General features: G+C 69.3%; 16 protein-coding genes and 2 pseudogenes. 12 read left to right on the forward strand and 6 right to left on the reverse strand.

From position 1 onward, the window contains the following. Positions 1–2: 2 nt before the first annotated feature. Positions 3–572, reverse strand: coding sequence for a TetR family transcriptional regulator (locus C6A87_RS27230; RefSeq protein ID WP_311115076.1), 570 nt, complete (start codon positions 570–572; stop codon positions 3–5). A gap of 65 nt (positions 573–637) precedes the next feature. Here C6A87_RS27230 and C6A87_RS27235 point away from each other — a divergent pair. Continuing rightward, positions 638–1,318, forward strand: a pseudogene (locus C6A87_RS27235) (class I SAM-dependent methyltransferase); the annotation flags it as partial. Positions 1,319–1,336: 18 nt separating this feature from the next. On the opposite strand, the gene C6A87_RS27240 reads toward C6A87_RS27235, so the two are convergent. The 4 genes from C6A87_RS27240 to C6A87_RS27255 form a co-directional block, all read right to left on the reverse strand. Further along, positions 1,337–2,401, reverse strand: a complete 1,065-nt coding sequence (locus C6A87_RS27240; protein WP_311115077.1) for a prenyltransferase — start codon at positions 2,399–2,401, stop codon at positions 1,337–1,339. Continuing rightward, positions 2,394–3,119: a class I SAM-dependent methyltransferase gene (locus C6A87_RS27245; protein ID WP_003931356.1), complete on the reverse strand. Its 726-nt coding sequence runs from the start codon at positions 3,117–3,119 to the stop codon at positions 2,394–2,396. The genes C6A87_RS27240 and C6A87_RS27245 overlap by 8 nt, the downstream gene beginning before the upstream one ends. After that, a complete protein-coding gene (locus C6A87_RS27250) occupies positions 3,113–4,348 on the reverse strand; it encodes a glycosyltransferase family 4 protein (protein ID WP_311115078.1) in 1,236 nt (411 codons plus the stop codon). Before C6A87_RS27250 ends, C6A87_RS27245 begins: the two co-directional genes overlap by 7 nt. Before the next feature lie 186 nt (positions 4,349–4,534). After that, positions 4,535–4,990 (reverse strand): PPOX class F420-dependent oxidoreductase, encoded by a 456-nt coding sequence (locus C6A87_RS27255; protein ID WP_311115079.1) that lies wholly within the window; start codon positions 4,988–4,990, stop codon positions 4,535–4,537. A 50-nt stretch (positions 4,991–5,040) separates the two neighbouring features. Here C6A87_RS27255 and C6A87_RS27260 point away from each other — a divergent pair, with 50 nt between their 5' ends. From C6A87_RS27260 to C6A87_RS27270, 3 genes are all read left to right on the forward strand, one after another. Further along, positions 5,041–5,343 (forward strand): DUF222 domain-containing protein, encoded by a 303-nt coding sequence (locus C6A87_RS27260; RefSeq protein ID WP_311115080.1) that lies wholly within the window; start codon positions 5,041–5,043, stop codon positions 5,341–5,343. Between the two features lie 86 nt (positions 5,344–5,429). Then, complete coding sequence (locus C6A87_RS27265; RefSeq protein ID WP_311115081.1) at positions 5,430–6,731, forward strand: MFS transporter; 1,302 nt, start codon at positions 5,430–5,432, stop codon at positions 6,729–6,731. A gap of 13 nt (positions 6,732–6,744) precedes the next feature. Beyond that, positions 6,745–7,380, forward strand: coding sequence for an FMN-binding negative transcriptional regulator (locus C6A87_RS27270; protein WP_311115082.1), 636 nt, complete (start codon positions 6,745–6,747; stop codon positions 7,378–7,380). Here C6A87_RS27270 and C6A87_RS27275 read toward each other — a convergent pair. Beyond that, positions 7,320–7,862, reverse strand: coding sequence for a hypothetical protein (locus C6A87_RS27275; RefSeq protein ID WP_311115083.1), 543 nt, complete (start codon positions 7,860–7,862; stop codon positions 7,320–7,322). The two genes, C6A87_RS27270 and C6A87_RS27275, sit on opposite strands and share 61 nt — an antisense overlap. Positions 7,863–7,969: 107 nt before the next feature. Between C6A87_RS27275 and C6A87_RS27280 the strand changes: the two genes are divergently transcribed. The 8 genes and pseudogenes from C6A87_RS27280 (at position 7,970) to glgX (ending at position 16,680) form a co-directional block, all read left to right on the forward strand. Then, positions 7,970–9,364 (forward strand): acyl-CoA dehydrogenase family protein, encoded by a 1,395-nt coding sequence (locus tag C6A87_RS27280; RefSeq protein WP_311115084.1) that lies wholly within the window; start codon positions 7,970–7,972, stop codon positions 9,362–9,364. 108 nt (positions 9,365–9,472) lie between these two features. Then, on the forward strand, positions 9,473–11,329 hold the full coding sequence (locus C6A87_RS27285; RefSeq protein ID WP_311115085.1) for a hypothetical protein: 1,857 nt from the start codon (positions 9,473–9,475) through the stop codon (positions 11,327–11,329). Then, positions 11,326–11,475 carry a hypothetical protein gene (locus tag C6A87_RS27290; protein ID WP_311115086.1) on the forward strand — a complete coding sequence of 50 codons (150 nt, stop codon included), beginning with the start codon at positions 11,326–11,328 and terminating at the stop codon, positions 11,473–11,475. The genes C6A87_RS27285 and C6A87_RS27290 overlap by 4 nt, the downstream gene beginning before the upstream one ends. 38 nt (positions 11,476–11,513) lie before the next feature. Then, complete coding sequence (locus C6A87_RS27295) at positions 11,514–11,903, forward strand: hypothetical protein (RefSeq protein WP_396837131.1); 390 nt, start codon at positions 11,514–11,516, stop codon at positions 11,901–11,903. After that, positions 11,900–13,182: pseudogene (locus C6A87_RS27300) on the forward strand (hypothetical protein). Before C6A87_RS27295 ends, C6A87_RS27300 begins: the two are co-directional and overlap by 4 nt. Positions 13,183–13,212: 30 nt before the next feature. After that, positions 13,213–13,890, forward strand: coding sequence for a PAS and ANTAR domain-containing protein (locus C6A87_RS27305; RefSeq protein WP_311115088.1), 678 nt, complete (start codon positions 13,213–13,215; stop codon positions 13,888–13,890). After that, positions 13,887–14,450, forward strand: coding sequence for an isochorismatase family protein (locus C6A87_RS27310; protein WP_311115089.1), 564 nt, complete (start codon positions 13,887–13,889; stop codon positions 14,448–14,450). Before C6A87_RS27305 ends, C6A87_RS27310 begins: the two co-directional genes overlap by 4 nt. An 85-nt stretch (positions 14,451–14,535) precedes the next feature. Continuing rightward, positions 14,536–16,680, forward strand: coding sequence for a glycogen debranching protein GlgX (gene glgX, locus C6A87_RS27315; protein ID WP_311115090.1), 2,145 nt, complete (start codon positions 14,536–14,538; stop codon positions 16,678–16,680). Positions 16,681–17,018 lie beyond the last annotated feature (338 nt).

The raw sequence follows: 17,018 nt of genomic DNA on the forward strand, positions 1-17,018 counted from the left end.
GCTCAGCCCAGCACCAGCCGCGCCGACTTCTCCAGCTTCGACGCGATCTCCTGATAGGACACGTGCCCCATACCGGCACGCACCAGCGCGCCCGAATAGAGCATCTCCAGCGCATCGATCACCTCGGCGTCGGTGCCCGGCCCCAGCGCCGCGGTCAGCCGGTCACGGATGTCGCGGCCGATGCGCGCACGCAGCACCTCGACGTCGGGATCGCGGCCCAGCAGCGCGGTGGTCACCGCGCCGGCGAACTCCGGCTCGTCGGCGACCAGCATCGAGATGTGGCCGAGCACCGCGGTGACCCGGGCCGCGGGGTCCGCCGAACCGTGGTCGACCTCGGGCGAACCGGACAGCCGGCGCCAGAACACCTCGGCGACCAGATGCTCCTTGGACGAAAAGTAGGTGTAGGCGGTCGCGGCCCCCACCCCCGCCTCGGCGGCCACTCTGCGCACGGTCAGGGCGGGGTAACCGTCCCGCCTGAGCAGTTCCACCGCCGCGCGTCCCAGCCGCTCCACCGTCTCGGCCTGCCGGGCCGTCAGACGACGCCGAGTCGACTCCAGAGCCGGATCGGACACATGTCCGGACGCTACTACAAGCAGGGGTGAACCACTAGCGCACGGCAAAGGTAAGTTGGACTGCCATGAGCGACACGACGGCGAGCCGTCAATCCAATTCCGGTACCACGCTGCCCCCCGCCGCGGCAGCTCTTTTCGAGCTCGCCGCGCGCGTCACCGGCTTCATGCCTTCCGACGAGGGACGCGCGCTCTATGACACCGCCGTGGAATACCTTGGCGACGGTGTCGGCGTCGAGATCGGCACGTACTGCGGTAAGTCCACCGTGATGCTCGGTGCGGCCGCCCAGCAGACGGGCGGCCTGCTCTACACCGTCGATCATCATCACGGCTCAGAGGAGCACCAGCCCGGGTGGGAGTACCACGACACCACGATGGTCGACCCGGTCACCGGACTGTTCGACACACTGCCGACATTGCGGCACACGCTCGACGCCGCTGGGCTGGACGAACACGTCGTGGCGGTGGTCGGCCGGTCCCCGGTGGTGGCCCGAGGCTGGCGAACTCCGTTGCGGTTCTTGTTCATCGACGGCGGCCACACCGAGGAGGCGGCCAACCGCGACTTCGACGGCTGGGCCAGGTGGGTCGACGTGGGCGGCGCACTGGTCATCCACGACGTGTTCCCGGATCCGGCCGACGGCGGCCAGGCCCCGTTCCTCATCTATCGGCGCGCGCTCGACAGCGGCGATTTCCGGGAGATCCGGGCCACCGGGTCGATGCGCGTGCTGGAGCGGGTGTCCGGCCAGGCCCGGAGCGCTGGGCGCCGACTAGCGCTCGCTCGTCGCGCACTCGCAATCATATTGGCCTTCAAGGCCTCTCGGCAGATCGGCACCGCGGAAGATGCCTGCGCCCGGCGTGCTGGACGACAGCGCGTCGGCGGCCAGGATCACCGCGGCGCCCGTCCAGGTGGTGCGCTCGACGGGCCAGCGCTTACCGTCGGTGTACACCAGCCCCGTCCAGTAGGAGCCGTCCTCCTCGCGGAGGTGGTGCATCGCGGAGAACTGCTCGAGCGCCCGGGTGCTGTCCCCCATCGCCTCCAACGCCATTACCAGCTCACAGGTTTCGGCCCCGGTCACCCACGGCCGGTCGTCGACACAGCGGATGCCCAGCCCGGGGACCACGAAGTCGTCCCAGCGTTCGTCGATCCGCGCCCGCGCCCGCGGCCCGCGCAACGCACCGCCGAGGACCGGGTAGTACCACTCCATCGACCAGCGGTCCTTGGTGACGAACCGGTCCGGATGCTCGAGGATCGCGTGGCCGAGCCGGCCCACCGCGACCTCCCATTCGGGCTGCGGGTCACCGAGGTGATCGGCGAGCGCCAGCGCGCACCGGATGCTGTGGTAGATGCTCGCGCAGCCGGTGAGCAGGGCTTCCTCGGCGTCGCCGGAAGGTCCTCGGGCCCAGGCGATCTCACCGGTGGCGCACTGCAGCTCCAGCACGAAGTCGATGGCCTTGACCACCACCGGCCACATGGTCTCGGCGAAGCGGCGGTCACCGGTGACCAGCACGTGGTGCCACACCCCGGTGGCGATGTAGGCACAGAAGTTGGTGTCGCTGTTGGCGTCCTCGACGACGCCGTCGCGCAGTTGGATCGGCCAGGTCCCGTCGGGACGCTGGGTGGTGCGCGACCATTCGAAGGCCGCGCGCGCCGGCTCCAGCAGGCCCGCGACGGTGAGCGCCATGGCGTTCTCGATGTGGTCCCACGGATCGGTGTGCCCGCCGACCGACCACGGGATCGCGCCGCTCGGCTCCTGCGTCGCGGCGATCGACTCGGCGGTCTGCCGACATTGGGCCGGCGTGAAAACGCCCGGCACACCGGGGGCGTCAGGCATCGGCAGCCGGGGGCTTCCTGAAGTAGAGGGCAACACTCTTGCCGATCAGCGGATTCAGCGCGGCCTCGGCGGTACGCGTGAGCCACGGCCGGCCCATCATGTCCCACACCAGCAGTTTGTGATACGCCTTCACCGCGGGGTGGTCGTTCTTCTCGGTTCCCACAGCGCATTTGAGCCACCAGTACGGCGAATGCAGGGCGTGGGCATGGGCGGTGTGGGTCAACTCCAGGCCGTGCGCGAGCACCTTGTCCCGCAACTCGTCGGCCCGGTAGATCCGGATGTGGCCGCCCTCGTTGGCGTGGTACTCGTCCGACAACGCCCAGCAGATCCGCTCGGGCAGCCAGCGCGGGACGGTGATCGCCAGTGCACCACCGGGTTTGAGCACTCGGACCAGTTCGGAGATGGCCCGGGTGTCCTCGGGCACGTGTTCCAGGATCTCGGAGGCGATGACGCAGTCGAAGGTGCCGTCGGCGTACGGCAGGTCCAGCGCGTCACCCTTGACCGCCTCGCCCTTGGCCGACGCCGGTGCCTCGCCCTGCTCCTTCATCGCCTGCAGGATCTGGTCGACGTCGTTGAGATCCGAAGCGCTCTGGTCGAATCCGATCACGTCGGCTCCACGCCGGAACGCTTCGAAGGTGTGGCGGCCTGCGCCACATCCGACGTCGATCACCTTGGTCCCGGCGCCGACGCCTAGCCTGTCGAAGTCCACGGTCAGCATGTCGTGACCCTCTCACATGCCCGGTCGTACACCGCGACGGTCTGGGCGGCAACGGATTGCCAGCTGAACACCTCGAGCGCGCGCCGGCGGCCGTTGTCGCCGAGACGTCGCAGCTCCAGCGGCGAGTCGAGCAGTTCACCGAGCACCGTGGTGAGCTCGTCGACGTCGGCGGGGGTCACCAGCCGCGCGCACTCCCCGTCGGTGCCCACGACCTCGGGCAGCGCACCGGCCCGGCTCGCCACGATCGGGGTGCCGCTGGCCATCGCCTCCACCGCGGGCAGCGAGAACCCTTCGTAGAGCGAGGGGATGCACGCGACGTCGGCCGAGGCCAGCAGACCGGCCAGCTCCGAGTCGCTGAGCCCGCTGGAGATGTGCACGATGTCGGAGATGCCCAACTCGGCGATCAGCTTCTCGGTCGGGCCGTTGGGTTCGAGCTTGGCGACCAGCTGCAGCTCCAGGTCACGCTCGACGCGCAGCCGGGCGACCGCGTGCAGCAGATGGCTGACGCCCTTGAGCGGCACGTCGGCGCTGGCGATCGCGATGATCCGGTTCCGCACCCGCTGCTGCGACGGCTGGAACAACTGGGTGTCCACCCCGAGGGGGACGACGTGCAGCTGGGCCGGGTCGACGCCGAAGTCCTCGGCGATGTCGGTGGCCGAGGTCGACGACACGGTCAGCAGCTCCGGGATCCGGCGCGCGACCTGCTTCTGCATCTCGGCGAAGCCGTACCAGCGGCGCACCAGCGGCTTGCGCCACCAGACGGCCGCGGCGACGTCGACCACGCGGTCACGGGTGATGGGATGGTGCACCGTGGCGACCACCGGCAGACCCGAGGCCGCGATGTCGAGCAGCCCTGTGCCCAGGCACTGGTTGTCGTGCACCACGTCGAAGTCGTCGCGGCGCTCGGCGAGCAGCCGCGCCATCCGCAGGCTGAACGTCTTGGGCTCCGGGAAGCCGGCGGTCCAGGTGGTCAGCAGCTCCTGCAGGTCGATGCTGGTCTTGATCTCACTGGGCCGCGGCACGCGGAACGGGTCCGGCTCGCGGTAGAGGTCCAGGCTCGGCACCTTGGTGAGCCGGACTCGGGGATCGAGGCCCTCGGGATAGGGCTGACCGGAGAACACCTCGACGTCGTGGCCGAGTTCGACCAGGCCGCGGCTGAGGTGCCGGACGTAGACGCCTTGACCGCCGCAGTGGGTCTTGCTTCGGTAGGACAGCAGTGCGATGCGCATGGTCAGCTCACATAACCCGGAGAGCGGCCCTGAGCTGGGCAGATCGTGTGGCGCAAGAAACCCGAACCCTCCTGGACATGTGTCCAGACTATAGTTTGACGTGCTAGCCGACGCAATCCGTCCGCTAGCTCTGACTACCACAGTCACGGGCGGCCGTCCTGTCCGACCTCCCGCGATATCCGCGCCTCACCCGGGCGGGAAACCTCCCGTGGCCACCGGCCCCCAGTGCTGGGGCGTCACCCGGATCAGACACTTGCGCTGGTCGACCATCGCCTGGCGGTACTCGTCCCAGTCCGGATGCTCGCCGGAGACGGCCCGGAAGTACTCCACCAGCGGTTCCACCGCGTCCGGCAGGTCCACCACCTCGGCAGAACCGTCGACCTGCACGTAAGGGCCGTTGAACTCGTCGGACAGCACCACCACACTCGCGCGCGGGCGCCGCCTGATGTTGGCGGCCTTCGCGCGCTGGGGATAGCTCGCGATCACGATCCGCCCCTCCGCGTCCACCCCGCCGGTGACGGGCGAGCTCTGCAGAGACCCGTCGGCCCGGAAGGTGGTGAGCACCATCCGGTGTCGGGGACGGACGAAGTCGAGCAGTTCGGGCAACGTGACCGCGTCGGCGGTGGCGATCTTTCCGGCCATCCGCCCAGCGTATCGGCATGTTGTCGGACACCGCACCTACGCTGTCGAACATGAGTTCGAAAAACGAGTGGATCGCGGCCCTCGACGCCGTGGATCACGCCCAGCGGGCGGTTTCCGCCCTCCCGTTCACCACGTTGCGGCCGGTAGATCAGCGGGCCGTGCTGACCCGGCTCGACGCGCTGGAGAAGACGCTGGCGGTCACCCAGCGTCGGCTGCTTGCCCGGATGGTCTCCGGCCCGCCGCCGGTCGAGTTCGCCGGCGCACCGTGGGCCGAGGTCCTGGCGCGCAGACTGCGCATCTCGGTCGGCGAGGCGCACCGCCGCATCGCCGAGTCCGGCGCAATTCCTACCTGACCGCCCCGCGCGCCGCGCCGCCGACCTAGAATCTGAGCGCTTGCACAGCGCGTTACACGACGGCGTGGAACTGACAAGGGGTCGGCATGGCGAAATCCGGCAGTGCGGCCGTCACCGAGTGGCGCCGCTACGGTCCGTTGCCGGTCGCCGCCGGCCTCGGGTACTCGATCGGCGTCATCCACGTGTACTCGCTGGGCGCGTTCATGCAGCCGCTGCAGGACGAGTTCGGCTGGAGCCGTGCCGAGACCTCGGCCGGTCTGACTATCGTCGGCATGGCGGCCGCGGCCGCCGCGATGCCCATCGGCCTGATGGTCGACCGGCTCGGTCCTCGGCGGGTCGGCCTGGTCGGTGTCGCGCTGATGGGTGGTGCGTTCGCCCTGCTGGGCACCGCCACCGGGTCGATGACGAACTGGTTGTTGCTGTGGGCGGTGCTGGCCTTCGCGGCGTTCTGGGTGCAGACGACGGTGTGGACCTCGGCGGTGGCGAGCCGGTTCGAGACCTCCCGTGGGCTCGCATTCGCGGTCACGCTGTCCGGGGGATCGCTGGCCGCGGCCGTCTTCCCCGCCCTGGCCACCCTGTTCATCGGCGAATGGGGCTGGCGCGGAGCATTTTTCGGCCTCGGTGCGGTTTGGGCCGCCCTGGTGCTGGTCGCGGTCTGGTTCTTCTTCCGCGGCGCCCAGGACGACAAGGTGGCGCGTGCCCGCATCGTGCGGCCGTCGGCACCGCCTGTCGCGCCCGCCGAGTTGCCGGGCGTCACGCTGCGGGAGGGGCTGCGTTCGGCGACCTTCTACAAACTGCTGGTCGCCGCCGGCCTGTTCGCGTTCACCACGCTGGGCATCGTGGTGCACCTGGTGCCGATCCTGCGTGACGCCGGCGCCGAACCGCTGGCGGCGGCGGGCACCGCGGCACTGGTCGGGGTGTTCTCGATCGTCGGCCGGCTCGGGGTCGGGGTGTTGCTGGACCGTTTCCCGGGGCGGGTGGTCGGGGCCTGCGCCTACCTGGTGCCGATCCTAGGATGCGCGGCACTGTTGATCGACGGCAGCAACCCGGTCAGCCAGACCGTCGCCGCCGCGCTGTTCGGTCTCACGCTGGGCGCCGAGGTCGACGTGATCGCCTATCTCGCCTCGCGGTACTTCGGGCTGAAAAACTTCGGCGGACTGTTCGGCGGGCTGGTGGCCGCGCTGTCACTGGGCACCGCCTTCGGGCCGCTGGCCGCAGGTGCCACCTCCGACCACTTCGGCGGCTACACCAACTTCCTGATCCTGACCATCGTGCTGATGGGTATCAGCAGCCTGGCCCTGGCCAGCCTGCGGACGCCGCCGGACTGGCCCGTCCCGGACCCCTCGGCCCAAGAGAGCCAACCTGCCGAGCCGGGAGAACGCCTCTAGGCTCAGAGTCGGAATGTACCGCCCACCGAAGTTCGCGTTGTCCGAAGCGGACACCCTCGCCGCGCTCGGCCGGGGTGGCTTCGCGCAGCTGGTGACGCACTCCGACGGCCAGATGCTGGTGACTCCGCTACCGCTGCTGTACGACGACACCCGGCACTGCCTGGTCGGCCACGTGGCACGCGCGAACCCGCACTGGCGCGCCGAGGGACCGTCGGTGGCGATCTTCTCCGGTGCGCAGGCGTACGTGTCGCCGTCCTTCTATCCGACCAAGCGGGAGACCGGCAAGGTCGTCCCGACGTGGAATTACGACATCGTCGCCGTGCACGGCCGACTGCTCGCCCACGACGATCCGGCCTGGGTGCGCGATCTCGTCGGCCGGCTCACCGACGAGCACGAGGCGGGCCGCCCCGACCCGTGGCAGGTCAACGACGCGCCCGAGTCCTACCTGGCCGCGCAGCTCAACGCCATCGTCGGAGTGGAACTGCAGATCACCTCGGTCGAAGGCAAGGCGAAGATGTCGCAGAACCAGCCCGAGCGCAACCGCGACGGCGTGGTGAGCGGGCTGCGCGCATCGGGGTCGGCCGCCGATCAGTCCGTCGCCGACCGGGTCGAGCAATTGGGCAGCACGAACGCGAACGGGCGCGGGTAGCCCGGGCCCGTCATCCGGCCCCGCCGGACCGCCTCGAGCGCGACAGTGCAGACCTCGCCCGACGACGGTTCGTAGCACCGCGCCGCCTCCCCGGTGAGGGCCACGATGAGCACCCAGTGCCGTGGGATGAACCGCCCCACCAACATCGCCACCGGCCACCCCGACCGCACCGCGGCCAGCACGTCGGCCAACCCGTCGTGGCTTCCCCGCCACAGCCGCCAGCGGTACCGCACGCCACGTCCGCGGGAGCAGGCGGTGACCGCGCGCGCCATCCCCACCGGCGTGGTGCCCCACGCCCGCGGCCACACCCGGTTGACCGACGCGTGCACCCGTCCCTGCTCGGCAGCGAACCACACGCCGGCATCCGGGGCGTCGAGCGACAACCGATACGCCGGGTCCACCATCGCGCAGGCGACGACCGCGACGGTCGGCCCGCACGTGACCCCGTCGCGTTGCCGAAGATGCGGCGGCAGGAACTTCATCGGCGCGCTCCGCGGTGGAATCCGACCGGCTTTGGGTAATAGCCACCCTAAGCCGACGACAGTCGGTGACGGCAGTGCTGGTCACCGATTCCGGTAGGGAGCAAGCGATGGGTTTCGACATCACGCCGACCGCGGCGCAGCACGATCTGGCGCGCCGGACGCACGAGTTCGCTGAGGAGGTCGTCCGCCCGGTCGCCGCCGAGTACGACCAGCGGCAGGAATTCCCGTGGCCGGTGCTCGAAGAGGCGGCCGCCCGGGGGTTCTACAGCCCGCTGTTCTACCGCGACCTGATCGGCGACCCGACCGGGCTCTCGCTACCGATGTTCATGGAGGAGCTGTTCTGGGGGTGCGCAGGCATCGGGCTGGCGGTGGTGATGCCCGCGCTGGCGCTGTCGGCGATCGGGCAGGCCGCCTCGCCCGAGCAGATGCTGCAGTGGGCACCCGAATGTTTCGGCACGCCAGGCGATCTCAAGCTGGCCGCGCTGGCGATCTCCGAACCCGAGGGCGGCAGCGACGTGCGCAACCTGCGCACCACCGCCCGCCGGGCGGTCCCGGAGCCCGACGCCGACTGGATCATCGACGGGCACAAGATGTGGATCGGCAACGGCGGCATCGCCAACGTGCACGTGGTCAACGCCGTCGTCGACCAGGAACTCGGGCACAAGGGGCAGGCGCTGTTCATCGTCCCCGGCGGCACCCCGGGCCTGGAGATGGTGCGCAAGCTCGACAAGCTCGGCTGCCGCGCCTCCCACACCGCCGAACTCAAGCTGACCGGCGTGCGGGTGCCGGCCGATCACCTGCTCGGCGGGCAGGAGAAGCTGGACCACAAGCTCGCGCGCGCCCGGGAGGCGGTCGAGGGGGCCCGCCACTCCGGTTCGGCCACGCTCGGCACTTTCGAGCAAACCCGGCCGATGGTCGCCGCGCAGGCGCTCGGGATCGCCCGGGCCGCACTCGAATACGCGACCGAGTACGCCAACCGCCGGGAGGCGTTCGGGGCGCCGATCATCGACAACCAAGGCATCGCGTTTCCGCTGGCCGATCTGGCCACCGGCCTGGACGCCGCGCGGTTGCTCACCTGGCGCGCGTCCTGGATGGCCGCCACCGGGGTGCCGTTCGAGCGCGGCGAGGGCTCGATGTCGAAGTTGGCGGCCAGCGAGCTGGCGGTGCGCACCACCGAACGGGCCATCCAGACCATGGGCGGCTGGGGCTACATCACCGACCATCCCGTCGAGAAGTGGTATCGGGATGCCAAGCTCTACACCATCTTCGAGGGCACCAGCGAGATTCAGCGGGTCGTCATCTCCAACGCGCTCGGCGCCGCGGACGGAAGGCCGCCGCTGCACGTCGACCTGGAACCGTCCGGCGGCCCGGTCAACCGCCTGTTCGGCCGGGGTACCCCGGCGCGGACCCAGGTCGCCGCGTCGGCGCTGTCGATGAAGGACCGGGTGCCCGCGCCGGTCATGCAGATGGCGATGAAGGTGCTCCGACCGCCCCGGAAGTGACAGCTGCGTCAATCGAAAAAAACCCGGTACCCCTGGTTTCACCTTGGTTGGTTCTGGCAACATTACCGACCAGTCAGATAGACGTCCGGTACGCGGGATGGGATCACGATGGAGTTGTCTCTGCAAGCGGAGTCCGTGCTCGCCCAGTCGTCGGGTGGTGACGAGGGCGGCGGCGCCGCGCTGAGCGAGATCATCGCGTTGACGGTGGCGGGTGGCGTGGTGGCCGCAGTGTTGTTGTGGATCGGCTGGTTGCACCGCAACCACAAGATCACCTGGCTGGCCCGGCTGGCCGACTGGTTCGGGCGCCGCTTCAAACGCCCGTCGTGGGTGGCTCTGCCGATCGCCCTGTTCATCACGTCGATCATCTGCGCGCTGTTCGGCTTCATCTGGGACGTCAGCCTGCACATCGGCAACGGACGCGACGACGGCGCCCTGGCCAGCCCCGCCCACTACTTCATCCTGATCGGATTGTTCGGCATCTTCGTCGCCGGCTGCACTGCGATGGTGCTGCCCAGAGGTGCGGACGACCGTCCCGGTCCGGCCGCGGTGCGCATCACCGACGACTGGTACGCGCCGGTCGGCGGCATCGTGATGGCCGGATGCGGCCTCTACGCCCTGCTCGGCTTCCCGCTCGACGACATGTGGCACCGCATCTTCGGCCAGGACGTGACGCTGTGGGGCCCGACGCACCTGATGATGATCGGCGGCGCCGGCTTCTCCACCCTGGCCGCGCTGTACCTGGAACACGAGGGCCGCAAGGCCCGGCCCGCCGACATCCCGCCGGACGGCATCGGCCTCAAATTCGTGCAATACCTCGCTTTCGCCGGGGTTCTCATCGGCGCGTCGGTGTACCAGATCGAGTTCGACTTCGGCGTGCCGCAGTTCCGGCAGGCGTTCCAGCCGATGCTCATCGCCGCTGCGGCGGCGCTGGCACTGGTGGCGGCCCGCATCTTCATGGGTCGCGGCGCAGCCCTGATCGCCGCGCTCGTCGCGATCGGGCTGCGCGGAATCGTCGCCTTCGCGGTGGCACCCGTCCTCGACGCACCGGTCAACTGGTTCCCGCTGTATCTGGGCGCCGCCCTCGTCGTCGAGCTGCTGGCGTTGACTCCGTTGATCAAGCGCCCCGTCGTCTTCGGCCTGGTGGCCGGGCTCGGTATCGCCACCGTGGGACTCTGGCTCGAGTCGCTGTGGATCAACGCGGTCTATCCGCTGCCCTGGCCGACGAGCCTCTGGCCGGAAGCGCTGGCAATGTCGATCCCGGTCGCCGTGCTCACCGGTGGATGCGGGGCGATGATCGGCCTGATCCTGACCGGTGGCCGGCTGCCCTCCCGCGCGATCGGAGTGGGACTCGTCGCGCTGACCGTGGTGGCCATCGGCGCCGCGGCCGCCAACGGGCTGCGCTACGACGTGCCGCAGAACGCGACCGCGTCGGTGACGCTGACAGAGGCCCCGGCCGTCGACGGCCAGCGTTTCGTGACGGCCGATGTGCAGTTCAACCCGCCCGACGTCGTCAGCGACAACCCCAACTGGGTCGCAGTGCTCGGCTGGCAGGGCGGGCTCCAGAATCAACGGGGCATCTTCAACGACACCCTCGAATCGGTCGGGCCCGGCCATTTCCGTTCGACCGAACCGATGCCGGTCTCGGGGACATGGAAGACGCTGCTGCGCGTGCACGACGGCAGGACCTTCACCGCGGTGCCGATCTACCTCGCCGGCGATCCGGGCATCGGCGCCGAGGAGGTACCGGCAGAGGCGCAGTTCACCCGTCCGTTCGTCTCTGAGATCACCATCCTGCAGCGCGAACGCAGCCCCGACATCCCGCAGTCGCTGTGGCTCATCGGCTGCCTGGTGGTGCTGGTCTGCACTCTGGCGATGATCGCCGGCATCACCTGGGGCGGTGGCCGTATCAACAAGTCCGAACCGAGCGGCAGCGAGGCCGAGCTGCAGCCGTCCGCCCAGGCATGACACCTCAGCCCGAGGTCGTGATCCTGGCCGACCACCCGATCTGGCTGGCAGTGCCTGCGTTCGCACCCGCGATCGTGGTGGCCGGCGTGGTCGTCTACATCGCGGCCAAGAACCGACGCAAACCCGACAACACCAAGGAACAGTGACAACACCACAGCGAATACTCGCCCTCGGGGCGGCGGCGATGTTGCTCGCCGGGTGCGCCGGCTCCGGCGACTCCGGCTCCGGTGAATCCGCTGACGACGCAACGACTTCCAGCACCGCCGCAGCCGCACCGACGACCTCCGGCGACGCGCAGGCCCCGCCAGAACAGCTGGTCATCGACATCGCGATCGAAGGCGGGGACGTGACCCCGGTCAACGCCCGGTTCCAGGCCACGGTCGGCGAGCCGATCGAGTTGCGGGTCGACAGCGACATGACCGACGAGTTGCACGTGCACTCGACGCCCGAGCACAGCTTCGACGTCGGTATCGGGCCCGCGCAGACCTTCCGGTTCACCGTCGAGGTGCCGGGCCGGGTCGACGTCGAACTGCACAGGCTGCACAAGACCGTCGCCACGATTCAGGTGCAGTGACGACACAGGTTCTGGCCCACGGCCTGGGCGGTTCGGCCGATCTGCCGATCCCGTTCACCTACGCGCTGATCGGTGCCGCATGGGCGTTGACGTTCACCTTCGCGGTGGTGGCGCTGGCCTGGAAGAAGCCGCGGTTCTCCGAGACCAGGCCGGGGCGGCCGCTGCCGATGTGGGCCACCCGGGCCGTCGACGCGCCGGTCACCCGCTGGGCGCTGGCCGTGGTGGCGCTGCTGCTCGCCGTCTGGGTCGCCGCCGCGACGTATCTGGGTCCGCAGAACGCGCAGAACGCGCTGCCCGGCGTGTTCTACGTGCTGCTGTGGGTCGGTCTGGTGGCGGTGTCGGTGCTGGTGGGGCCGGTCTGGCGGGTGCTGTCCCCGGTCCGTGCGCTGCTCCGGTTCACCGGCGGCCGATCGCTGGGCCGCAGCTACCCGGCCGCACTCGGGTACTGGCCGGCCGCGGCGGGGTTGTTCGCGTTCGTGTGGCTCGAACTGGCGAGCCCCGATCCGGGTTCGCTGACCGCGATCCGGCTGTGGCTGCTCGTCTACCTCGTGGTGACCGTTGCCGGCGCGCTGTGGTGTGGGCCGCGCTGGTGCGCCAACGCCGACCCGTTCGAGGTGTACAGCGTCGTCGCGTCGCGGCTGTCCCCGCTGCGCCGCAACCCCGACGGCCGCATCGCGATCAGCAACCCGTTCGACCATCTGCCGTCGCTGCCGGTGCGGCCCGGCATCGTCGCCGTGTTGTCGGTGCTGCTGGGCTCCACGGCGTTCGACAGTTTCTCCGCGACCCCGCAGTTCCGCGGGTTCGTCGACAACGTGGCCGATTCCGGGGCGGCCGCGGCCGGCGTGCGCACCGCAGGCCTGGCGCTGTTCGTCGTGGTCGTCGCGGTCACGTTCTGCGCCGCGGCGCGTTGCACCGGCGGCGTCGACGCCCGCACCCGCCGCGCGCTGCCCGGGCTGCTCGCGCATTCGCTGATCCCGATCGTGATCGGTTACGTGTTCGCCCACTACCTGACCTATCTGGTCGAGCGGGGCCAACAGACGGTGTACCGGCTGTTCGGCCAGAGCGACGCCGAGGTCGTCTACGTGCTGTCGATGCATCCGGCGCTGCTCGCCACGCTGAAGGTCGGCTTCGTGGTGGCCATATCGCCGGGGTGATCGCCGCGCACGACCGGGCGTTGGCGGTACTGCCCGAGCGGCATCAGCTGACCGGCCAGTTGGCGATGATGCTGGTGATGGTGGGCTACACCTTCACCGGGCTGTATCTGCTGTTCGGCGGATGAGAGCTCCTGCTCCCGCGCTAGGGTCTTGCTGTGGCGAGTGAAGACTCACTGGAACAGGCGCTCGCCGGGGGTGCGCCTCAGCGCGTCGGGTGGTTCCGGTTCTATTTCGCCGACGAGCGCTGGGAGTGGTCCGAACAGGTCCAGCTGCTGCACGGCTACGAGCCGGGCACGGTGACGCCGACGACCGAACTCGTGCTGTCCCACAAGCACCCCGAGGACCGCCAGCAGGTCGCGGCGACCCTCGAGGACATGCGCCGCACCCACCGGACGTTCTCCACCCGGCACCGCATCGTCGACACCCGCGGCGACACTCACGAGGTGGTGGTGATCGGCGACCAGCTCCTCGACGAGGACGGCCGGCTCATCGGCACCCACGGCTTCTACGTCGACATGACGCCGACCGACGCGCAGGCCAAGTCCATGCTCACCCGCGCCCTGGCCGAGATCACCGAGCACCGCGCGGTGATCGAACAGGTCAAGGGCATGCTCATGCTGATCTACCGGGTGGACGACGACTCCGCGTTCGAACTGCTGCGCTGGCGCTCCCAGGAGACCAACGTCAAGCTGCGGGTGCTGGCCGAACAGCTGCTGTCGGACTACCGGAAGTTGGTGTACGAGGAGTCCCTGCCGCCGCGCGCCACGTTCGACCACCTGCTTCTGACCGCCCACCTGCGGGTGCAGGCCGCCGGCGATACCGTGAACAAATGACGTCGAACAAGGCGCTGATCATCGTGGACGTGCAGAACGACTTCTGCGAGGGCGGCTCGCTCGCGGTCACCGGTGGCGCGGCGGTCGCGCGCGGCATCAACGCGCTGCTGGCCGCGCCCGGCCCCGGCTACGACCACGTGGTGGCCACGGCCGACTTCCACATCGATCCCGGCGCGCACTTCTCCGATACCCCCGACTTCGTGGATTCCTGGCCGGTGCACTGCGTCGCGCACACCGCCGGGGCGGAGTTCCATCCCGATCTCGACACCACCCCCATCGAGGCGGTCTTCGAGAAGGGGCATTACTCGGCGGCCTACAGCGGGTTCGAGGGCAGCACCGGTGACGGCACCTCGTTGGCCGACTGGCTGCGGGCGCGCGACGTCGGCGCGGTCGACGTCGTCGGCATTGCCACCGACTACTGCGTGAAGGCCACCGCCGCCGACGCGGTCGCCGCCGGGTTCACCACCCGGGTGCTGCTCGAGCTGACCGCCGGGGTGGCGCCTGCGAGCACCGCCGCCGCCCTGGACGCGCTGCGCGCAGCCGGCGTCGCCGCGGTGTGAGGCAACCGACGGTTGCACTGCCCGATGTGTGGGCATCCCCTAGCGTCGTGACCGCCACAACCCGCACATAGTTCAGGAGAGCCCCTTGACACTGATCGCCGGCTCGCCGGGAAACACCATCGCGCTGGAACTGTGGCCCGGGAAGGCCTACCCGCTCGGCGCCACCTACGACGGATCAGGCACCAACTTCACGCTGTTCAGTGAGGCCGCGGAGAAGGTCGAGTTGTGCCTGTTCGACGCCGACGGCACCGAAACCCGCATCACCCTGCCCGAAGTCGACGGTTTCGTCTGGCACGGGTTCATCCCGAACATCGAGCCCGGCCAGCGCTACGGGTACCGCGTGCACGGTCCCTACGACCCGGCCAACGGGATGCGCTTCAACCCGAACAAGCTTCTGCTGGACCCGTACGCGAAAGCCATCGACGGGCACTTCGACTGGGGCCAGCCACTGTTCGGCTACAACTTCGGCGATCCCGACAGCCGCAACGACGACGACTCGGCGGCGAACATGCCCAAGTGCGTGGTCATCAACCCGTTCTTCGACTGGGGCGTCGACCGCCCGCCCAACCACGAGTACGCCGACTCGGTGATCTACGAGGCGCACGTCAAGGGCCTCACCCAAACCCACCCCGACATCCCCGAGCAGATCCGCGGCACCTACGCCGCGGTCGCGCATCCGGCGATCATCGACCACCTCACAGCGCTGGGCATCACCGCGATCGAGCTGATGCCGGTGCACCACTTCGCCAACGACTCGACGCTGATCGAGAAGGGTCTGTCGAACTACTGGGGCTACAACACAATCGGCTTCTTCGCCCCCGACTCCAAGTACAGCTCCAACCCGAATCCGGGCGGACAGGTGCAGGAGTTCAAGGCGATGGTCCGCGCGCTGCACGAAGCGGGCATCGAGGTGATCCTCGACGTCGTCTACAACCACACCGCCGAGGGCAACCACATGGGCCCGACGCTGTCCATGCGCGGCATCGACAACGCCGCCTACTACCAGCTCGTCGACGACGACAAGCGCTACTACATGGATTACACCGGCACCGGCAACAGCTTCAACGTCCGGCATCCGCACTCGCTGCAGCTGATCATGGACTCGCTGCGCTACTGGGTCACCGAGATGCACGTCGACGGCTTCCGTTTCGACCTGGCCTCGACGCTGGCACGGGAGTTCTACGACGTCGACCGGCTCGCCACGTTCTTCGAACTCGTGCAGCAGGATCCGACGGTCAGCCAGGTGAAGCTGATCGCCGAGCCGTGGGACGTCGGCCCCGGCGGCTACCAGGTGGGCAACTTCCCGCCGCAGTGGACCGAGTGGAACGGCAAGTACCGCGACACCGTGCGCGACTTCTGGCGCGGGGAGCCCGCCACCCTCGACGAATTCGCCTACCGGCTGACCGGTTCGGCCGACCTGTACGAGCACACCGCGCGCCGCCCGGTCGCGTCGATCAACTTCGTCGTCGCCCACGACGGGTTCACGCTGCGCGACCTGGTGTCCTACAACGAGAAACACAACGAGGCCAACGGCGAGGACAACAACGACGGCGAGAGCCACAACCGGTCGTGGAACTGCGGGGTGGAGGGTCCCACCGACGACCCGGAGGTTCTGGCGTTGCGTGGCCGACAGGAGCGCAACTTCCTGACCACGCTGCTGTTGTCCCAAGGCGTGCCGATGATCTGTCACGGTGACGAACTCGGCCGCACCCAGGGCGGCAACAACAACGGCTACTGCCAGGACAACGAGATCACCTGGATCGACTGGTCCTCCGCGGACACCGAACTGCTGGAGTTCGCCCGCACGGTGTCCCAGTTGCGTGCCGACCATCCGGTGTTCCGCCGGCGGCGCTTCTTCAGCGGCAAGCCGGTGGGCCGGCGCGGCCAGGGACTGCCCGACATCACGTGGTTCACTCCCGACGGCGCCGAGATGACCGGCGGGGACTGGGATTCGGGATTCGCGAAGTCGGTCGGGGTGTACCTCAACGGCCATGGCATCCCGGACATGGACACCCGCGGTCAGCGCGTCGTCGACCACTCGTTCCTGTTGTTCTTCAACGCCCACCACGAGCCGATCGACTTCACGCTGCCGGCCGAGGAATTCGCGGCGTCGTGGGAGCCGGTGGTGTCCTCCGCGGTGGCCGTGAAACCCGAGCCCGGGGAATCACATCCGGCCGGCGCGACCGTGCCGGTGGCGGCCAGATCGGTGCTGGTACTGCGCGCCGAATGATGGTGTCTTCTGAAAGCTGTTGTGCGGCACCACGCCAACCCGGCGACATGACCCGAATTCGGGGACCGCTGTGTTAGCTTGAACGTGCTTGCAGCCGTGGCCACCGCGCGGCGGCGGTATCACCGCTGCCACCGGCCGGGCGGGCCGGGTGTAGGAGCCGTTGAGCGGCGGCGGCCTACCCGGTGGTCACGGCTGCCGGCTCCAGCGCGTCCAGTACCAGGCCCGCCCAGTCCTGGGCGCGCGGACGCCCGCGGTGCCGGCTCTGGAGCTCATGGGTGTCGATGCGGTTGACGCCCCGGACGGCGAATCCATTGCATCCGAGTCCGTAACTGTCGCAG

This window comes from Mycobacterium sp. ITM-2016-00317 (genome assembly GCF_002968295.1).
Lineage (GTDB): Bacteria > Actinomycetota > Actinomycetes > Mycobacteriales > Mycobacteriaceae > Mycobacterium.

Coding starts and splice junctions, on each gene's coding strand:
- C6A87_RS27275 (WP_311115083.1), bottom strand. CDS start 7,862: ATGAAGTTCCTGCCGCCGCATCTTCGGCAACGCGACGGGGTCACGTGC.
- C6A87_RS27270 (WP_311115082.1), top strand. CDS start 6,745: ATGTACCGCCCACCGAAGTTCGCGTTGTCCGAAGCGGACACCCTCGCC.
- C6A87_RS27295 (WP_396837131.1), top strand. CDS start 11,514: ATGTTGCTCGCCGGGTGCGCCGGCTCCGGCGACTCCGGCTCCGGTGAA.
- C6A87_RS27250 (WP_311115078.1), bottom strand. CDS start 4,348: ATGCGCATCGCACTGCTGTCCTACCGAAGCAAGACCCACTGCGGCGGT.
- C6A87_RS27255 (WP_311115079.1), bottom strand. CDS start 4,990: ATGGCCGGAAAGATCGCCACCGCCGACGCGGTCACGTTGCCCGAACTG.
- C6A87_RS27290 (WP_311115086.1), top strand. CDS start 11,326: ATGACACCTCAGCCCGAGGTCGTGATCCTGGCCGACCACCCGATCTGG.
- C6A87_RS27285 (WP_311115085.1), top strand. CDS start 9,473: ATGGAGTTGTCTCTGCAAGCGGAGTCCGTGCTCGCCCAGTCGTCGGGT.
- C6A87_RS27265 (WP_311115081.1), top strand. CDS start 5,430: ATGGCGAAATCCGGCAGTGCGGCCGTCACCGAGTGGCGCCGCTACGGT.
- C6A87_RS27260 (WP_311115080.1), top strand. CDS start 5,041: ATGAGTTCGAAAAACGAGTGGATCGCGGCCCTCGACGCCGTGGATCAC.
- C6A87_RS27245 (WP_003931356.1), bottom strand. CDS start 3,119: ATGCTGACCGTGGACTTCGACAGGCTAGGCGTCGGCGCCGGGACCAAG.
- C6A87_RS27310 (WP_311115089.1), top strand. CDS start 13,887: ATGACGTCGAACAAGGCGCTGATCATCGTGGACGTGCAGAACGACTTC.
- C6A87_RS27280 (WP_311115084.1), top strand. CDS start 7,970: ATGGGTTTCGACATCACGCCGACCGCGGCGCAGCACGATCTGGCGCGC.
- C6A87_RS27240 (WP_311115077.1), bottom strand. CDS start 2,401: ATGCCTGACGCCCCCGGTGTGCCGGGCGTTTTCACGCCGGCCCAATGT.